Origin of the sequence: Leptothoe kymatousa TAU-MAC 1615 (assembly GCF_018739865.1) — a bacterium.
GTDB lineage: Bacteria > Cyanobacteriota > Cyanobacteriia > Phormidesmidales > Phormidesmidaceae > Leptothoe > Leptothoe kymatousa.
Window position 1 is genome coordinate 63866 of sequence record NZ_JADOER010000001.1, and the last position, 18336, is coordinate 82201.

Consider the following 18336-nt stretch of genomic DNA (forward strand, 5'->3'; position numbering starts at 1 on the left):
GAGATATTTGATTTGTCTAGGATTCTGGTGATGATCACGGCTTGCTGGGATCTTTAACGCACCAGTATTAACTAGTTGGGACGTTTTGTTTTTGAATTTAGTTTCTCGAACATTTTCAATGGCCCCATGGCCATTGACTGGGAAAAATCCAAATCGAATAGCTAGATACTTGCTTCAGCCATTCGAAAATGTCAGCAGCCTTAGGGCTACTGGGCGGAATTTTTCTAAATCGGGATGACTGGATTCGAACCAGCGGCCCCTTCGTCCCGAACGAAGTGCGCTACCAAACTGCGCTACATCCCGTTTCAACAGCCTTCAGTCAAAGAATAAAATACTCGAACTACATTAAAATTCGAAGCTTTTATGTTGCTGACCGCTGTTACTAACCTAGGGTATCACAGGAGTTTATTGTGGTTCTTAGGTAAATCCTATCAGTATTTATTGATGGGGGACTGGGATGGCTACAGATGGTGCCATACCATGGCCAGGCGACTTTACCGATTTTTTACGGTTCAACGTCTGTGTTCGTTAGTTTCTTTATGCAACTAACGCTGCAACCTGGCTCTAGATGTGCATCCTGAGCCTGTGGGTGCATATTTTCCTCAGTTGACACACTTGTATAATTTTCCAGTTACACGATGCTACTGATGGCCAAAATGCTTAGGGAATCACTAAGTTAACCGATGTAGCGGAATGTAACCGTTTAGGAGACAGTTCGTGATTGCCCTTAATATTGATTGTTCACATACTGCCGATAAACTGAAAGCAGATGTACTGAACATTTCTGATGTTCCGACGGGATTAGACTTTCAATCGTTGGCGCCACTAGAAATGGTGACTAATCAGTTTCCTAAGATTAGTTTTGGCTGTGCGATCGCGCTAATTCCATCTAATCCTAAGTTTATTGCCAAGGCAGGTGAACGGGTGCTGATGCCAACGGGTAATGACAATCGACTATCCATGGCTCTAGAAAATAGCGTTAACTCATTTTGTTTGTGGGGACGCTGTACTCAGCCCATGTTGCTCAAGGTCTTAGAAAGCACTGGTAAGGTCCTTCAAATCCATAGCGACAAAGGATTTCGCTGGCCAGGAGGATCCGAAATGAATCTGTTGCCACTGCAGATTTTGAAGCTGGAAAACATGGAGAATATCGCCATGATTGAGTTGTTTGCAGATGCCCCTTTCACCATTGAAGGGTTGTCTATATAGATAGTGCGCTTAGTGCGACTAGTGCGATGTTTTGGCCGCAGTAATTGCGCCAAATCCCAGGTTTGAGATCAAATCTGTAATCTAGGCAACTCTTTTAGGCATTAGGTAGTCCATTTCAGTAAGGCTAAGTTCAAAAAAAACTATGTCGTCGAGTTCTACCCTCTGGCATTGACTAAGGTCACTGGTTAAACTGCTGGTGAGATCTAGCTTCTCGCTAGTATCTGTGAATCCTTAGATATGGCATTACTGAAATCATTATGGCAACTGCATTATCTCCATCTGTATTTGTAGGTAAATCAATTAAATTTGGTACTGACGGCTGGCGCGGCATGATCGCAGCCGACTTTACCTTTGAGCGAGTGGATTTGGTCGCTGCCCTGTCCGCTAAAGTTTTAGAAGAATGTTACGGCAGCAATGGCAGCCGCACGGTAATTGTTGGTTACGACCGCCGATTCTTGTCTCCTGAATTTGCTAGTCACGCCGCTGAAGCCGTTGCCCAGGCTGGTTACGACGTACTACTGTCTGAGTGTTTTGCCCCCACCCCTGCATTTAGTTGGGCCGCCCATGAGAAGGGTGCCCTTGGCGCCATTGTGATTACGGCTAGCCATAACCCGGCTGCCTATTCTGGTCTGAAAGTTAAAGGCGCATTTGGGGGGTCTGTGCCACCGGATGTGACGAAAAAAGTTGAAGCCCTATTGCCCCAGGGTAAGCCGGTGGCTGATACACCAGGCACCATCACTGCTTTTGATCCCTGGCCCAGTTACTGCCAAGCATTGCAGAGCATGGTCGACATTGAGGCGATTCGCGGCGCTATTGCCAACGGCGAACTAACCGTATTTGCCGATGTGATGCATGGTTCAGCGGCAGGCGGCTTTGAGAAGATTTTGGGCATGCCCATTAACGAAATCAACGGTGACGCCGATCCCCTATTCGAAGGCGGTGCCCCCGAACCCTTGCCCCGATATATTCCTAAGCTCTACAAAGCGATTAAAGATCGTTACCAGGCCGGTGCCGATGGCCTGACGGTGGGCATCATTTTTGATGGGGATAGCGATCGCGTTGCTGGCATGGATGGCCAGGGCGAATTCCTAAGTTCTCAAGTATTGATCCCAATTTTGATCGATCACCTCAAAGCCAAACGTGGATTTGACGGCGAAGTGATTAAAACGATCAGCGGCTCTAACCTGATGCAAAAGGTGGCTGAGCTCCATGGTTTATCGGTCCACGAAACCCCCATCGGCTATAAGTACATTGCCGATCGCATGCTAGAGGCCAAGGTGTTAATTGGTGGTGAAGAGTCCGGTGGTATTGGCTATGGCCACCATATTCCTGAGCGCGATGCGTTGCTCTCGGCCCTTTACTTGCTAGAAGCCGTAGTCAAGAGTGGCAAAGACTTTGGCCAGTTGAATCAGTTTTTGCGCCAGCAAACTGGATTTACCGGTGCCTACGACCGGATCGATTTGCCCCTAGCCAATATGGATGTGCGGGCCAAGCTGTTGGATCAGCTACAAAATGCCACACCCACTGAAGTGGCGGGTAAGACGGTCAGTGATGTTCTTTCCATCGATGGCTATAAGTTCTCCCTGGCGGATGGTAGCTGGTTGCTAATTCGCTTTAGTGGAACTGAGCCCGTACTACGTCTTTATTCCGAGGCAGCCACCATTGAAGAAGTGCATAAGCACCTCAATTGGGCTAAGGATTGGGCTAGTTCTGTAGCTTAGGATGTTCAGAAACTACTTCATGGTTTAATCTGGGCTTTTTAAGCCATGATTTCCAGGCACAGGACCATGATTTAAGTTTTAACAAGCCCTTGGTCTAGGGTCCCCTCCAGCATTAGATAGCTTTGGAGGAGGGTCTCTTTCGACCGTTATTTTTCTCTTTGATTTGGGACTAGAACCATGCCCTGGGGTATGGTTCTTTTTTTGTTATATCCTAAAAATGATTTTGATTGAGCTATTCCATGGTCGCTGAGATTACATTTGCCCCCATTGCCCATATCCAATCTTGTTATCCCGATCGGTTTGGGATTCCCCGGCAGGCAGGGTTGGTAAAATCGGCCTATGCCGATATTGTTTTTGAGGCGACCGAAGAGAATAAGTTAGCCCTGCGGGGCATTGAAGAGTTTTCCCATCTGTGGATATTGTTCTTCTTCCATGGGCAGACCTATCGCAAATTTAAACCCTTAGTCAGGCCCCCTCGCCTGGGTGGCAACAAAAGTGTTGGTGTTTATGCTACCCGTAGTCCCAACCGCCCAAACCCCATTGGTATGAGCGCTGTGCAATTGTTAGGGGTGGTTGAACAACAAAAAACAATGCGACTGCAAGTACAGGGGGGAGACTTTTTAGATGGCACCCCCGTCATTGATGTGAAGCCTTATATACCCTATGCCGATGCCCTCAGCGATGCATCTAGTGCCTGGGCCAATTATCAGGAGCCATCTTTGCCCGTGCACTGGTCTGCAGCCGCAGAGGCGGTTTTGTTGGCTGATGGGGCCGATGGCGCAGCAGAGAGACTACGGTGCTTGATTGGTGAAACCATCGCCCAGGATCCACGACCGGGATATGAACGGGGAAAAGATGGTAAGCCAGGGCAGCGCTGGCATATGCAAATTAATAACTACAGCGTTTTTTGGACGGTGTATAACAATATTGCAGAGGTGATTGAGTTAATCAAAGTCGATGGCTAGGGCTGTTTGGGTTGTTCAAGGGGTAAGGTGATTTCAAATGTTGTTCCCTGGTTGAAGCGCGATTGACAGCGAATATTGCCGTTGTGTCGTTTAATCGTTTGGTGGACGTTGGAAAGCCCTAGGCCGATACCCTGACCAATGGGCTTGGTGGTAAAAAATGGATCGAAAATATGTGGATAGTGTTCTGGGGCAATACCGATGCCATTGTCCCGAATGCTAATAACGAGGGAATCTGCCTGCTGTTGTGTGGTAATTCTAATGGTTGGGGTGGTTATTGTTTCATTCGTTTCAGCTTTTTCATCAATGGCATCAATGGCATTGGTAATGAGCTGGAAGAGGGCTTGATTGAGTAACTGGGGAAAGCATTCAATTGTGTTAGGACTGAAGCGATAGTTTTTTTCGAGGGAAATTGTTCCCCTGGATGTGGATGTGTGCAACCGATTGTTGACCATGAGTAGGCTGTAATCGAGGGCTTGGTGGATGTCGATGGTTTTTTCAGCGGCCTGGTCTAAATTGGCGAAGTTGCGTAGGCCTTGGATGATGGTCGCTAAACGTGTGGCCCCACTTTTCATCGAACCTAAAATATGGGGGATATCCTGAAAGATAAAATCTAGGTCGATGGCCTCTAGCTGGGCTTGAATTGGTGTGGGTATTTTGAAGTCTAGGGACTGATAGAGGGTTAAGGCCTGTTGCAGATCGTTGATGTATCGAGACAAGGGGGCTAAATTACCCGTGATAAAGGTTAGGGGATTGTTCATTTCATGGGCGATGCCCCCCACCATTTTTCCGAGGCTAGAGAGTTTTGCCGCCTGAATCAGCTTGCCTTGGGCGGCCTTCAGTTCTATGAGGGCGGTGCGTAGTTTTTTTTCGGTGAGCTCTTGCTGGTGTATTTTTTCCTCTAACTTTTTGTTGGTGTTTTGGATATTTTGTAGGGCCTGATGCAATTTTAGGTGAGTTTTTATCCGAGCAATAATTTCAGCTTCTTGAAAGGGTTTAGTGACGTAGTCTGCGGCACCCAGTTGGAAGGCTTTAACTTTGCTTTCGGTATCTGTTAAGGCCGTCATGAAAATAATGGGAATATGGGCTGTGTCAGGATTGGCCTTAAGCTGCTGGCAGGTTTCAAACCCACTGATTCCAGGCATCATTACGTCGAGTAAAATAACGTCTGGTGTAGCGTAAGCAACTTTTTCTAATGCACTCTCTCCTGACTTGGCAATTAACACCTCCAGGTTAGCGGTATCTAAGCATTCAGAGATTACGCCTAGATTATGGGGATTGTCATCGACGACTAGAACGGTCCCTAAATACATGGCTTGGTCGAGCGGATCATAGGTGCTTTATTCGGTGGTTCCCAGGGCGTCTTTTAAGAAAAGGGTTAATTCTTCTTCTTGGAATTCGGTGACAAATTTCTGAATCTGTTGGGTAAAGGCGGTATAACTAGAATCTGTTTCCATCAGTTGCTCTGCCTGTAGTTTTATTTTTTTTAGATTACCTTGTAGGGCTAGATGGTGAAGTGATTGAAGAACCTTTTCGGGTGGGCAGTGGAGACCGCTCGTGGTTGAGGAAGCGATGGCTTTGGGGGCTAATGGCTGGTATACCCAAGTGAGGTTAAGGTGAGTTTGAAGGGCTTTGAACAGGCTATCGGCTTGTACCGGCTTGGGTAAAAAGTCACTGCTGCCTGCCATTAAGCTGTTTTGTTCATCCACAGCACTGACGCTAGCGGATGAGGTGATGATCGGAATGGTGTGCCATGCCGCTGACTGGCGGAGCTGTTTGATCAGGGTAAAGCCATCCATAATTGGCATCACTAAATCGGTGATAATGGCATCGGGTTGACACTGGTCAAGTTTTTCGAGGGCGTCTTGTCCGTGAATGGCCTCAATAATTTCAAAGCCTACATCGGTGAGTAACCTTGTTAAAACATCGCGATTTTCCCAATGGTCATCGACCACTAGAATATGGCGAGTGGGGCCGTCATAGCCGGTGATTTTTTCGTTAACGGCTGTGGCAATTGGGTCTATACTTTCGAGGCAATAGGGCACTGTAATGGTGAATTCAAAGGTGCTTCCTTGGCCGGGTTGGCTGTTCACCTCGATGGCGCCGCCCATGAGTGACACAATTTGTTGGCTGATGGCTAAGCCCAGCCCTGTTCCCTCCGCTTGTTTCTGTCGTTGGCCCACCTGTTCAAAGGGGGCAAAAATCTGTTGGCATTGTTCGGGTGAAATGCCAATGCCGGTGTCTTCTACCATAAAATGTAGCTGGCAGATGTTGTTGCTATGGTCACTGCGGTTAACGCGGAGGGCGACCTTGCCCTGGTCTGTAAATTTGATGGCGTTGCTCAGGAGATTTAGCAGTACCTGGCGTAGCCGTTTGACGTCGGTGATAATGCCGGTGGGCAATGTGTCGTCAAATAGGTATTGGAATTCAATGTTTTTTTGGTCGGCCTGGAGCTGACAAATTTCGACGATGCTTTGCAGTAGAGAGCCTAAATGGGCTTCCTTGGGATCTAGGGTGAGTTTACGGGCTTCAATTTTGGCAAGGTCGAGGATGTCGTTAATCAGGGTGAGGAGGTGGGAGCCGCATTGGTAGATGACCTTGAGCCCTTGTTGATCGCGGGCCCCTAGATGTTGCGATCGCAGCAAGATTTGAGCATAGCCCAAAATGCCATTGAGGGGAGTGCGCAGTTCGTGGCTCATATTTGCCAAAAACTCACTTTTTGCCTGGTTCGCAGCGTCGGCTAGTTCCTTCGACTTGCGCAGTTGTTGTTGCTTAAACTGTTGCACCCACCACAGCCCCACCAGCATGGCACTAACCAACCCCAGAATGAGAATGGCCATGAAGTTTAGTAACTGTAGCTGAGATTCAATATTTTGTTGAGGGATGACCAGGGCCAGGGACCAGTCTGCCTCTTGAATCGGCATATAGGCCACATACACGGGTTCACCATTTAAGGCCGTTCGATCGATCTTTTTACGACCGTCTACCATCTGTCGCGCGATGGTGGCCAGGGCTTTTTCATCACTGTCAACCAGGCTGGTTGGATTTTCGTCATTGATGGTACCCATCAATGTTTTGTCGGGATGGATGATGGGTAATCCCGTGGAGTTTAAGGCAAATGCATAGCTATTGGGGCCATACTCCAATGCATTGACTTCCTGCTCTAGCTGGTCAATGTCGATCAGCCCAGCGGTGACACCAATGGGGCTGCCCTGTTGGTTGGCATCGGCCCAAATCGTGGACGTTACCGCCACGATCGGGGTGTCTAGGGTTCTAGAAATAACAGGGTCAGATACGTAGGTATTACCCTTTAGGGCTTCTTTCACATGCTGACGGTCTTTTAGATTTTTACCCTCTGCATAACCAACTTTCGTGTTGTAGTAAGTCCCATCCGGGTTGATCATGGCAAAAAAGTAGAAGTCTGGAATGCGGGTGACTTCCGATTGCAAAAAGGGCTCGGCAATATACCAATCCATGGACCGCATCGACGGGGTGTTGGCGATGCTGGCCACCTCTGCTTTGCGCTGAATTAACCATTGATCTAGGGTGTCTGTGCGCTGTTCGAGCTCTAGTAAAACATTGCGTTTGATATTGCTCAGCAGCAGCCCCCGCACAATGCGATAGCTCCAATAGCCGGTGAGGCCCACCCCAAGCGCCGCACCGAGGACGAGGACTCGCTTAATCCAGCTGCGCAGTCCTTGGCGAAAGGCTTGCTGCGCAGGGGATTCAGTGTTTTTGAGGTTAGATACTCCAGACAATGGTGCAGGGGTCATAATGGCCTGATTAACTTAAAAAATGGGGACGATAGACCTTTCCGTATATTGCCCACCTAGAATATTTACCCACCAACAAAACTTTGCCAGAACAGAAAGGTACCCATGCCCACCAAGATGGTAATTAATAGGTTCTTTTTCCAGAGGCCCATCCCCAGTGCCACCAGCGCCCCCACCAGTCGAGGATTGGTGGGGGCAAGCCAGAGCCCGTCATCAGTGACTAAAACAGCGGGCACAACAATGGCCATCAGCACCGCAGGGGGCACATAGTTGAGGGCCTGCAATAGGCGCGGGGGTAAGGTAATGCGATCGCTCATGGCCAGCACTGGGTAGCGGATCAAAAAGGTGACCAGGGTCATGCCCCCCAGCAGCAAGACTTCATCGGGATTAAACATGGGTCTGCTCCAGATGGTTTTCCACCAGCATGCCGGTGACAATACCTGCGATCGCAGCCACCATTAACCCCAGCTGATGGGGCAGGCCTCTGGCCACCACGGCCCCTATCCCAGAAACAACCACCGTCGCCACCATCGGCCGACTAGAGAGATAGGGCACCACCATGCCAATAAACGTCGCCACCATGGCAAAGTCCAAACCCCAGCCCGCCGCATTCGGCATCGTCTGCCCCACCGTCAGACCAATCAGCGTACACAGCTGCCAGCTGGTATACATTGCCAACGCCGAGCCCAGCTGAAACCAATGCTTATGGCGAGACAAATCCCCCTGGCGATAGCGCTGGATCGCCACCATAAAATTCTCATCGGTCAGCCAAAAGCCCAGCGGCAATTTCCACCCCTGGTTTAAGTGCTTAATATAGGGCACCAAACTGACCGCATATAGCAAGTGGCGTAGATTGACCACCCAGGTCGTCAGCACAATCATGCCCATGGGGGTGCCCGCCGCCAGTAGCCCCAGGGCAATAAACTGAGAAGACCCCGCAAACACAATCACCGACATGCCCATGGCCCCCGCAAAAGAGAGACCGCTAGACTGGGCCAGGGTGCCAAAAATGATACCAAACGGAATCGCCCCAAAAATCAAAGGGACTGTTTGGCGGGCACCGGCCCAAAACTCACCCCAGGGGGTCGCATTGGAGACCGTGGTCATAAAAAATACCAGGTAGATAAAAGGACCCCTCTAGCTTAAGGGCTTGTTAAAAATTAAAATCATGGTCTTGTTCCTTCAATTCATGGCTTAACCAGCCTGTTCGCCCTAAACCGTGGGTAGTTTTTTGACAGCTCCCAAGGGAACCCCACGGCAGCCATCCTGGGCAAGTTCTGTCACCGCTTTAGGGCATCCACTGTTGTTGTTCAACGCGCGCCCTAGCAACAAGCCCATAGCGTAATATTTGTAACGAAGGGTACTTTTTCATTAAAGCCACCGCCCCGAGGACTAAACAAACAGGTTAAATGGGCTCCTATGGGTTAAAACTTTACCCAAGAACTCGTGTGATTTAGTTATTAGGGCTGTAATCATGCGTAGCTTTCGGTAAAACACCCCATATCGATTGTTTGTGCATCGTTAGCCCCAATGAAACAAGTTTTCACCAACAATACGGCAGTACCCATTTCGCGGTTTGCCCCCACCAGTGTTAGTTCCAACCTTAACGTTGCCAATATTCCTGGATCGTTACAGCGCATTACGGTCACCCTCAACCTGGTGCACACCTTTACCGAAGATCTAAGCATCTCTCTATTAGCCCCCAATGGCTCGTCTATTCTATTAGTCGGTAATGAAGGCGGCAGTGGCGACAACTTTTTCGACACCACCTTCGACGACGAAGCAGGGGTGCCCATCACCCAGGGCAGAGCGCCTTTTCAAGGTACATTTCGGCCAGAACAGCCCCTGGCCACCTTGCTCAGCAGTGACCCCAACGGCACCTGGTCTTTACAGATTCAAGACCAGGCCTTTTTCGATGGCGGCGTGCTCAATCGCTGGTCCCTAGAGCTAGTTTTTGATAGCCCGGTGCCCGAGCCCGAGCCCACGCCAACTCCCACGCCAACTCCCACGCCCACGCCCACCCCGACGCCCACGCCTGCTCCAGTATCGCAGTTCACCATCGAAATCCGCTTCCTAGGTGGTCTCACCGCATCTCAGCGGGCCGTATTTGAAACCGCCGCCGCCCGTTGGCAAGAGATTATTATTGGCGATCTACCCACTACAACCATCGACGGTGAGACCATCGATGATGTGCGGATCGAAGCGCGGGGCCTTTCCATCGATGGTCCCAACGGTGTGTTGGGGCGGGCAGGTCCCACCCGGTTGCGCAGTGGTTCGTTGTTGCCTGCCACCGGCGTGATGGAGTTCGACATTGGTGACCTAGCCCGACTAGAGGCCGAGGGGGGCCTGTTGGATGTCATTATCCACGAGATGGGCCATGTGCTAGGCATTGGCACCATCTGGCAAACCCAGAACTTGTTGGTGGGGGCAGGCACCGCCAACCCGCAATATGTGGGCCAAAATGGTATGCGAGAGTTTTCTACCCTGATTGCGGCCCAAGGGATGACACCAATCCCCGTGGCCAATACCGGTGGCCAGGGCACCCGCGATGGCCATTGGCGCGAAGCTGTTTTTGGCAATGAGCTAATGACCGGCTTCTTAAACCGGGGGCCAAATCCCCTGAGTCGTTTGACCGTAGGTTCCTTAGAAGATTTGGGCTATGCGGTGAACTATACGGCGGCAGATCCCTATGGGCTACCGTCGTCGCTAATGTTAGCGGTGATGGGCGTTAACACCGCTGGGGACTACGGCCATCGTCAGTGTCGCATGTGCGATGCGGGCATATTGGGGAATCACTTTTTCCCTCAGGTGTAGGCCTGCGGGGAGTTGTGTAAGACTCTTAGGAGAGTTTGATGAGCACTCTCTTCTCTCAGCATATAATGGAGATTGACAACAAGTCTCCCCTCCTGGGAGGGACTGGGGTGGGTTATCAAGAAGCTTTTTCCTATCGGGGATCGGTTACTTGCGTTGGCGGTTAACCCACTCCGCCTGCGGCACCTCTCCCGAGAGGGGATGGCCTCCTACCACTATTATGTGCCTGTAACAAATATATTCGTGTCTAAATCCTCAAATTTGTATGTATAACCCCTGACCTAATCGAATACACAAGCTATAGTAAGAGCGAATTATCCTACGCTCAGTCAATGCCTAAAATCCTGATTCTTGGGGCGAATCCTAACGGTACTACACGACTACGCTTAGATACAGAAGTCCGAGATATCAGCGATGGGTTAGAACGAGCCAAGCGGCGTGATGAGTTTCAGATTGCCCAGCGGTGGGCCGTGCGACCCCGCGACCTGCAGCGGGCCATGCTGGATGAACAGCCCCAAATCGTACATTTCTCTGGCCATGGGGAAGGGGAAACGGGGCTATATTTTGAGGATGAAGTTGGCAATGCGCAGCTGGTGACAGGGGACGCGTTGGCTGGGCTGTTTAAGTTATTTAAGAGCCAGCTACAGTGCGTGGTGCTAAATGGCTGCTATTCCGAAGTGCAGGCCGAAGCGATTTCGGCCCATATTCCCTATGTTATCGGCATGCGGGATGGGGTAAAGGATACGGCAGCCATTGAGTTTGCGGTTGGTTTCTATGACGCCCTAGGCACTGGGCAGTCGGTGGAGTTTGCCTTTGAGTTTGGCAAAGCGGCCATGGCCCTAGGCGGAGTGGGCGACGAAGATTTGCCTGTGTTGCTCCAGTCGGAAACAGGCTCTGCTAGTGGTGGGTCGCCTGCAGCACCTGCCCCCTCGACCCCGTCAAAGCCGGTGGATCCCAATCAGCCCTTGAACGTGTTTATTTCCTATTCCCATCGGGATGAAGACCTCAAGGAAGAGCTGGAGGTGCATCTGTCCACCCTGAAGCGACAAAAGAAAATTAAACCCTGGCAGGATCGGTCCATTGAGGCCGGAACAGAATGGGACGATGAAATTAAAACCGCCCTGGAAAATGCCCAGATCATCCTGATGCTGGTAACACCCCGGTTTATGGCCTCGGACTACATCAACGACATTGAGCTAGCCCATGCCATGAAACGCCACAATGCCGGCACCGCACGGGTGATTCCCATTATCCTCAAACCGTCGGATGTCAAAGATACGCCATTGAGTAACCTCCAGGCATTGCCCAAGGATGCCAAGCCAGTCACCCGCTGGGATGACCAGGATGAAGCCTTTTTGGATGTGGTCAAGGGCATTCGTCGGGTGGTAGATTCCCTCACTAAAAACCCTTAGCCGCCTCTTCGACTCCGGAGGATGCCCCTGCGGAGAGGCGAGATACGGTATCAAAATCCCCAATTCCAGAGCAAACTCTGGGGTATTTGTCCCCTAGCGTGCCGCGACTGCCACCCAAATTTTTACCAAGGTCAGAAGATTTAGGCGTGCTCAAAACGACAATCTTAGGGTCTAGTCAGCCGCCGGTGGCGGTCACCGGCACCCGACGGGGGCTTAGCATTCAGGGCATGGGGGGCATTGGCAAGTCGGTGTTGGCGGCGGCCCTTGCCCGGGATAGTGCGGTGCGTCAGGCATTTGCCGATGGGGTGTATTGGGTGTCCCTAGGCCAGGAGCCCAATGTGCTGTCGTTGCAGACGGAATTAGCACGGGAATTGGGTGACAAAACACCGGACTTTAGTGATGTGTCGGGGGGTAAAAAGTTTTTGACCGAGCTGCTGGCACCGCAGCGTTGTTTTGTGGTGTTGGATGATATTTGGGATGAACAACATCTGCGGGCATTTGATGTATTGGGGGACCAGGGCCAGATGCTGGTCACCACCCGCGATAGTAGCTTGGTGACGGGCATTGGTGCGGTGGAGCACTCGTTGAATTTATTGTCGCCTGACCAGGCCAGGGTGTTGTTGGCGAGGTGGACCGGCTGTGGGGTAACGGAGCTGCCAACCGAGGCGGATAAGATTGCCAGGGAATGTGGCTATTTGCCCCTGGCGCTGGCCATGGCGGGGGCCATGCTGAAGAAAAGTCGTCGTTGGGAGTCGGTGTTGCAGCGGCTGCAGCGGGCAGACCTGGATAAGATTCGGCAACAGTTCCCGGACTATGACTATCCAGACCTGCTGAAGATGCTGCAGGTGAGTGTGGATGCTTTGGAGCCAGAGCTGCAGGAGAGATATTTAGACTTTGCGGTATTTCCAGAGGATGCGCGCATACCGGAGGCGGTATTGCAGACGCTGTGGGCACCTGTGGGCCTGGATGAGCTGGATGTGGTGGATATTTTGGATGACCTGGTGGCCAAGTCGTTGTTGCGACGGGACGATCAGGAGAATTTGTTTCTCCATGATTTGCAGTATGACTACATTGGTAAGCAGGTAAAGGATTTGCCTGGGCTGCATCAGCGGTGGTTGGATGCGTATAAAGAAAAATGTGGGCAGGGTTGGGCCAGCTGCCCCCAGGATGGCTACTTTTTTGGTCAGCTGACGCGGCATTTAAAAGAGGCGGGGCAGGTGGATCAGCTGCGCAGTTTGTTGTTTGACTATGACTGGCTGCGGGCACAGCTAACGGCCAATGGCATCAATGGTTTGCTGGCAGATTATGACTGGCTAACGGATGACAAACTGTTGCAGCTGTTGCAGAGCACATTGCGGCTATCGGCCCATGTGTTGGCCACTAAACCACAACAGCTAAACCAGAGGCTCTGGGGCCACCTGAGGGATAGGGAACAACCAGAATTTAGCACGTTGTTAACCGAGGGGGCCGCGCAACAACCATCACTGTGGCTGCAACCCCAGCAAGCTAACCTGACGGCCCCCGATGGGGCATTGTTGCGTACCTTTGAGGGCCATAGCGGCGAGGTCATGTCCGTGGCGCTGAGTGAGGATGGCCGTCATGCGCTGTCAGGGTCATACGACAAGACGATGAAACTGTGGGATGTGACGACGGGAGAGGCGTTGCGCACCTTTGAGGGCCATAGCGGCGGGGTCAGGTCCGTGGCGCTGAGTGAGGATGGCCGTCATGCGCTGTCAGGGTCAGAAGACAAGACGATGAAACTGTGGGATGTGACGACGGGAGAGGCGTTGCGCACCTTTGAGGGCCATAGCGGCTGGGTCAGGTCCGTGGCGCTGAGTGAGGATGGCCGTCATGCGCTGTCAGGGTCATCCGACAATACGATGAAACTGTGGGATGTGACGACGGGAGAGGCGTTGCGCACCTTTGAGGGCCATAGCGGCTGGGTCGGGTCCGTGGCGCTGAGTGAGGATGGCCGTCATGCGCTGTCAGGGTCATCCGACAATACGATAAAACTGTGGGATCTGACCACGGACAACTGTTTAGCCACCTTCTGTGGCGACCATTCATTCTATGCCTGTGACCTATCTGCCGATGGCGTCACCATTGTTGCGGGCGACCAAGCAGGCACCGTCCATTTCTTTTCTGTTATCACACCAGAGCCTTAGCTGCCGACATATAAGCAAAGCTCCCCACTCCCCTACATCAAAAAATCTCTTGCCAACTGCACGACCTTTCCCCTTCAAACTAACGGATCGCCTTGGCTCTTATCCAATTCTTTACCCAACCTTAAACGACAGTTTCATAAAAGCGCTCGTAACCAAAGACATTTTTTGATTTAAACATTAAAATAACAATAATTGTGTTGATATGTTAACTCGTTGTGGAGCTTGCTACAGGCCGGTTTGCACATGACACCCCAAAAAATATGCTTGGGTGAAAAGCGCAGGGAGAGCACGCCAACCCATAAAGCCTAGGAAAAGTCCCATATACATTACGTAAAGACATTGTATTTATACGTATTTGCTGATTTGCAGCACCAAGCCATCTGAAAAAGTCTTATGTCCCATTTTTTTTCGGATTCCATCATCCCCTGGATAAGAATCAGTAACGCCCCCGGTCTTTACTTATCTTTTTGCAAGCCCCTGTCCTCAGGCGTATGCACAACAATAAAATCCCAACAGGATTCTGTTATGCCGCTTCTGCCTTAGGCAGGCATAAGTTAGAGAGGGCGGCTAAATCTCTTTTTTTTAATGGTTCCCAAATAGCCTAGGACAAGGATTCCCTTCGCAAGGCTGCCGTGTATACACATCAAAGGGGGATTTAGGGGGCCAGGGAGGGGGCTGGATCACTTGCGCTAACGATCGAAGCCCCCTCCGTTGAGCTCCTGACGTAGGTTGGGTAGAACTCCGTGAAACCCAACACCCTAGGCTAGCAACAACAACTCTCCTAGGCACGCGAAAAATAACGCTCTACCCATAGTTCAACAACAGTTAATTCCTTACCCATAACACCCGTCTTTTTATTCATACGATCCTCCATATGCTGACCTCTACTCCTATCGTTGATGTCACAACCCAACCAACATCGGTAGCCCTTCCAAACCAAACAACAACCCAACATACCGTTATCCTCGATTCACAAATTGAGGACCTAAACCTACTGCTGGATGGTTTACGAGCAGATGTCACAGCCCATGTGCTCACAGCCCATGAGGATGGATTACAGCAAATCACTGCGTTTCTAACGCAACATCCCACACAGCACCTAACCCTCCTGGCCCATGGCTTCCCCGGTGGTATGCGCCTGGGGGCAACCACCGTAGACATTAACCACTTAGACACTCACACTCCGCAGCTGCAGCAGTGGTTTGCCCCCACCGCCCCGGCAAAACTAACTCTAATGGCTTGTAATGTGGCCCAAGGGGATGCGGGGCAGGCGTTTATTCAACAACTTGCGACCGTTACCGCCGCTGATGTTACGGCCAGCGTCAATGTTTTGGGTAATGGCGTTTGGCTACCCGCTGCTAAGGCGTTGTTTACGCCGGCAACCCTGGCGGCCTACCGTGGCACCCTGCAATGGTCAACTGTGGGTGCCGGGGCCATTGCCCCCCAGATTGACAACGACTTTGACATTGAAATAGACAGCCAGGGTACGCCCTATATTATTTTCCAGGATGATGCCAATGGCGTGACGGTGAAACGGTTCGATGGCCTCAATTGGGTGGATGTGGGGGTGCCCGGTTTTCCGGAGGGCAATGCTAGCTTTGTCGGCCTAGAATTTGGCCTGAATGATACCCCCTATGTGGTCTTTAAGGATGATGCCAATAACAGCCGGGCCACGGTGATGCAGTTTAATGGCACCGACTGGGCCTATGTGGGTGATCCTGGCTTTTCGCCGGGAGGGTTTAAGGACATTAACATGAAGTTCTACGGTGATGCGCCCTATGTGGTGTTCACCGATAGAACCCAAAATTCCCGGGCCACGGTGATGGTCTTTGATGGCCTCAGTTGGGAAACGGTGGGCAACCCTGGCTTTTCCACTGGGGCGGTGGCCGCCTCTGATATCAACATTGATGGCAACGGTGTGCCCTATGTGGCCTATGTGTCTGGGGAAGAGGGCTTCGAACAGGTCTCTGTGCAGCGATTTATCAATGGCCAGTGGAGCTTTGTTGGCGCGGAAGGATTTTCGGTGGGGGCGGAGGCTGCCAGACCGGATATTGAGTTTGATAATAACAATGTGCCCTACCTTGTTTACCGGGCTCGGGGCAACGGCGAAGGCAATAAGGCCATTGTGCAATCGTTTAATGGCACCGACTGGATCAAAGTGGGCAGCAATGATGCGTCCATTGCCGGTGGTTTCCACCCCGATCTGGAGTTTGACCAGAACAATGTTCTCAATCTGGCGATTGTGGACCAGGCTCTGAAAGATAAGGTCTCGGTGCGCATCCTGAATCCAGATAATACCTGGGGCTATTTGGATGATAGTGGTTTCTCGTTGGGGCCAACAAACTTCCCAGACCTGGAGTTTGATAGCAACAACCTGCCCTATGTGCTCTATCGTGAGACGTTTGACGCCAATGGGGATGTTGCATCCAGCGCCGTGGTAAAACGTTTGGGCGAACCCGCTACGGTGGTGGATAATATCGCCCCTGTGTTGGCCAGTGTGAGTCGCAAAACTCCCCTTGGGGCGACGGTCCCTAGTGGCACTGTGGTGTTTGAGGCGCTCTTTAGTGAGGCGGTGGCCAATGTTGGCCCAGAAGATTTTGTGATTAATGGGTTGCCCACGGCCACCATTGATGCGGTAACGACGACAGACAGCACTCGCTATGACATTGCGGTGACGGCCACTGGCGCAGCCGGTAGCGTTTTTGGGCTAGATTTAGCTACGGTGTCTGACATTGTGGATATTGCGGGCAATGGGTTAACCCTGGCAGAGCCCACTGTGGATGAGGCATATACCCTTGCGGGACCTTTGGTGGCCCCTGTGCTATCCAGCATCCGTCGCAAAACGCCCGTTGAGGCTGCGGTTACTGGTAATAGCACCCTGGTATTTGAGGCCACCTTTAGTGAGGGGGTGGTCAACGTTGGCCCAGAAGATTTTGTGATTAATGGGTTGCCCACGGCCACCATTGCCGGGGTAACGGCTGTGGACGCCACTCGCTATGACATTGCGGTGACGGCCAATGTGGGGGATGCCGCCAGTGGCACGGTTGGTTTAGATTTGGCCGCAGTTTCGGATATTGTCAACGCTGCGGGGACGGCCTTAACGCTGGTCGAGCCGACGGTGGATCAGGCGTATACCGTTACGGCCCCAGGGACTGTGGCCCCAGCGCCTCCGGCCACCCCTGTGGTTGAGCCTCCTACCCCCCCCGTTGTATTGCCTGAGGTGGTAACGCCCGTTGCACCTGGTGCGCTGACGATTTTACCCAGTGTGAATCGGGTGGAAGTGACATCTCTAGGCACCGATAATACGCTGCAGCTAACATTTCGAGGGGGGCAGGTGACGAATGTCCCCGACATTCTGGTCTTTGATGAGGCGGATGCGCTGATTGGCCAGTTTTCCTTGCTGGATTCTGATGACCTAGCTGCGGGGTATACGTCTCGGTTTACCATCAGTAGCAATGCCATTAGTGTTGGTCAGAGTTTGCAGTTTGCGATTCAGGATGGGGAGACGACCTGGTTTGCAGACCCCGCAAGGCTATCCGACTCTGAAGCTCTGTTGAGGTTTGGCAATGGGTTTAGCTTTAATGTGGGATTGGCGACCGAAACGGGTAGTACGAACCTATTGGTAAATGATGCGGAGTCTATTGACCTGACGGGGCAGGCGTCTGGCACCATCAGTTTCTCGGTGTATCGAGAGGCGGCGATGGATAATACGGTGGATTTGTATACAACTGATTTTGCCGATGGTGGCATTGTTGATGCGTTCACTGGGCGCACCTTGATGCCCGGTGATGCTGGCTATAGGGCAGCGGCCATTTCTAATCGGTTAAATCTCAACCTATCGGGCACCAACGGTCAGGTTAATACGGTGGATGCGGCGGTTACCGGCGGCATGCATCTCGGCATTTTTGTGGTGATCGATGGCATAGACCCTGCCGTTGGCGAGGTTGTGTTTAGCCACAGTGGAGCCAATGCCAATGGGGCGGACCACATTAAACACCTGGGCGACAATTCTTTTGGCATTGAAGATCAGGCTGGGTTGGGCGATAAAGACTTTGACGATATTGTTTTACAGTTTTCTGTTGCCTAGGGGCCCCCTGAATCGATAAATATTCTATAGATAAGAACAAACGCAATTAAGCACTTGCACGTCGAGCAATGGACCATCCATTGCTCGACGTGTTTTAAAGTTTTGGTGATACGGATTGGGTGGTGCTTAAACGTGGGGCTACCGAGTAAAAATACCCATGGCTTTGAGACCCTGGTAGGACGACTTCATTGCCTAA

General features: G+C 51.4%; 11 protein-coding genes and 1 tRNA gene. 7 read left to right on the top strand and 5 right to left on the bottom strand.

Translation table 11 applies throughout. The features are described 5' to 3' along the window. Positions 1 to 229: 229 nt before the first annotated feature. A tRNA-Pro gene (locus IXB28_RS00280) sits at positions 230 to 303 on the bottom strand. A gap of 528 nt (positions 304 to 831) precedes the next feature. Here IXB28_RS00280 and IXB28_RS00285 point away from each other — a divergent pair. From IXB28_RS00285 to tsaA, 3 genes are all read left to right on the top strand, one after another. After that, positions 832 to 1209 (top strand): hypothetical protein, encoded by a 378-nt coding sequence (locus IXB28_RS00285; protein WP_215616545.1) that lies wholly within the window; start codon positions 832 to 834, stop codon positions 1207 to 1209. A 257-nt stretch (positions 1210 to 1466) separates the two neighbouring features. After that, positions 1467 to 2930, top strand: coding sequence for a phosphoglucomutase/phosphomannomutase family protein (locus IXB28_RS00290; protein ID WP_215616546.1), 1464 nt, complete (start codon positions 1467 to 1469; stop codon positions 2928 to 2930). A gap of 239 nt (positions 2931 to 3169) precedes the next feature. Then, positions 3170 to 3895: a tRNA (N6-threonylcarbamoyladenosine(37)-N6)-methyltransferase TrmO gene (gene tsaA / locus IXB28_RS00295; protein ID WP_215616547.1), complete on the top strand. Its 726-nt coding sequence runs from the start codon at positions 3170 to 3172 to the stop codon at positions 3893 to 3895. Here tsaA and IXB28_RS00300 read toward each other — a convergent pair. The 4 genes from IXB28_RS00300 to IXB28_RS00315 form a co-directional block, all read right to left on the bottom strand. Beyond that, on the bottom strand, positions 3892 to 5205 hold the full coding sequence (locus IXB28_RS00300; protein ID WP_215616548.1) for a hybrid sensor histidine kinase/response regulator: 1314 nt from the start codon (positions 5203 to 5205) through the stop codon (positions 3892 to 3894). The genes tsaA and IXB28_RS00300 overlap by 4 nt on opposite strands. Before the next feature lie 27 nt (positions 5206 to 5232). Further along, a complete protein-coding gene (locus IXB28_RS00305; RefSeq protein WP_215616549.1) occupies positions 5233 to 7665 on the bottom strand; it encodes a hybrid sensor histidine kinase/response regulator in 2433 nt (810 codons plus the stop codon). Positions 7666 to 7730: 65 nt separating this feature from the next. After that, on the bottom strand, positions 7731 to 8060 hold the full coding sequence (locus IXB28_RS00310) for an AzlD domain-containing protein (RefSeq protein ID WP_215616550.1): 330 nt from the start codon (positions 8058 to 8060) through the stop codon (positions 7731 to 7733). Beyond that, complete coding sequence (locus tag IXB28_RS00315) at positions 8053 to 8772, bottom strand: AzlC family ABC transporter permease (RefSeq protein WP_215616551.1); 720 nt, start codon at positions 8770 to 8772, stop codon at positions 8053 to 8055. Before IXB28_RS00315 ends, IXB28_RS00310 begins: the two co-directional genes overlap by 8 nt. A 423-nt stretch (positions 8773 to 9195) precedes the next feature. Between IXB28_RS00315 and IXB28_RS00320 the strand changes: the two genes are divergently transcribed. From IXB28_RS00320 to IXB28_RS00335, 4 genes are all read left to right on the top strand, one after another. Then, complete coding sequence (locus IXB28_RS00320; RefSeq protein ID WP_215616552.1) at positions 9196 to 10479, top strand: proprotein convertase P-domain-containing protein; 1284 nt, start codon at positions 9196 to 9198, stop codon at positions 10477 to 10479. 329 nt (positions 10480 to 10808) lie between these two features. Next, the gene (locus IXB28_RS00325) at positions 10809 to 11888 is read left to right on the top strand and encodes a TIR domain-containing protein (RefSeq protein WP_215616553.1); all 1080 of its coding nucleotides are present in this window, start codon (positions 10809 to 10811) and stop codon (positions 11886 to 11888) included. A gap of 146 nt (positions 11889 to 12034) precedes the next feature. Then, positions 12035 to 14053: an NB-ARC domain-containing protein gene (locus IXB28_RS00330; protein WP_215616554.1), complete on the top strand. Its 2019-nt coding sequence runs from the start codon at positions 12035 to 12037 to the stop codon at positions 14051 to 14053. Between the two features lie 874 nt (positions 14054 to 14927). Next, positions 14928 to 18140, top strand: a complete 3213-nt coding sequence (locus IXB28_RS00335) for a DUF4347 domain-containing protein (RefSeq protein ID WP_215616555.1) — start codon at positions 14928 to 14930, stop codon at positions 18138 to 18140. Positions 18141 to 18336: the final 196 nt, after the last annotated feature.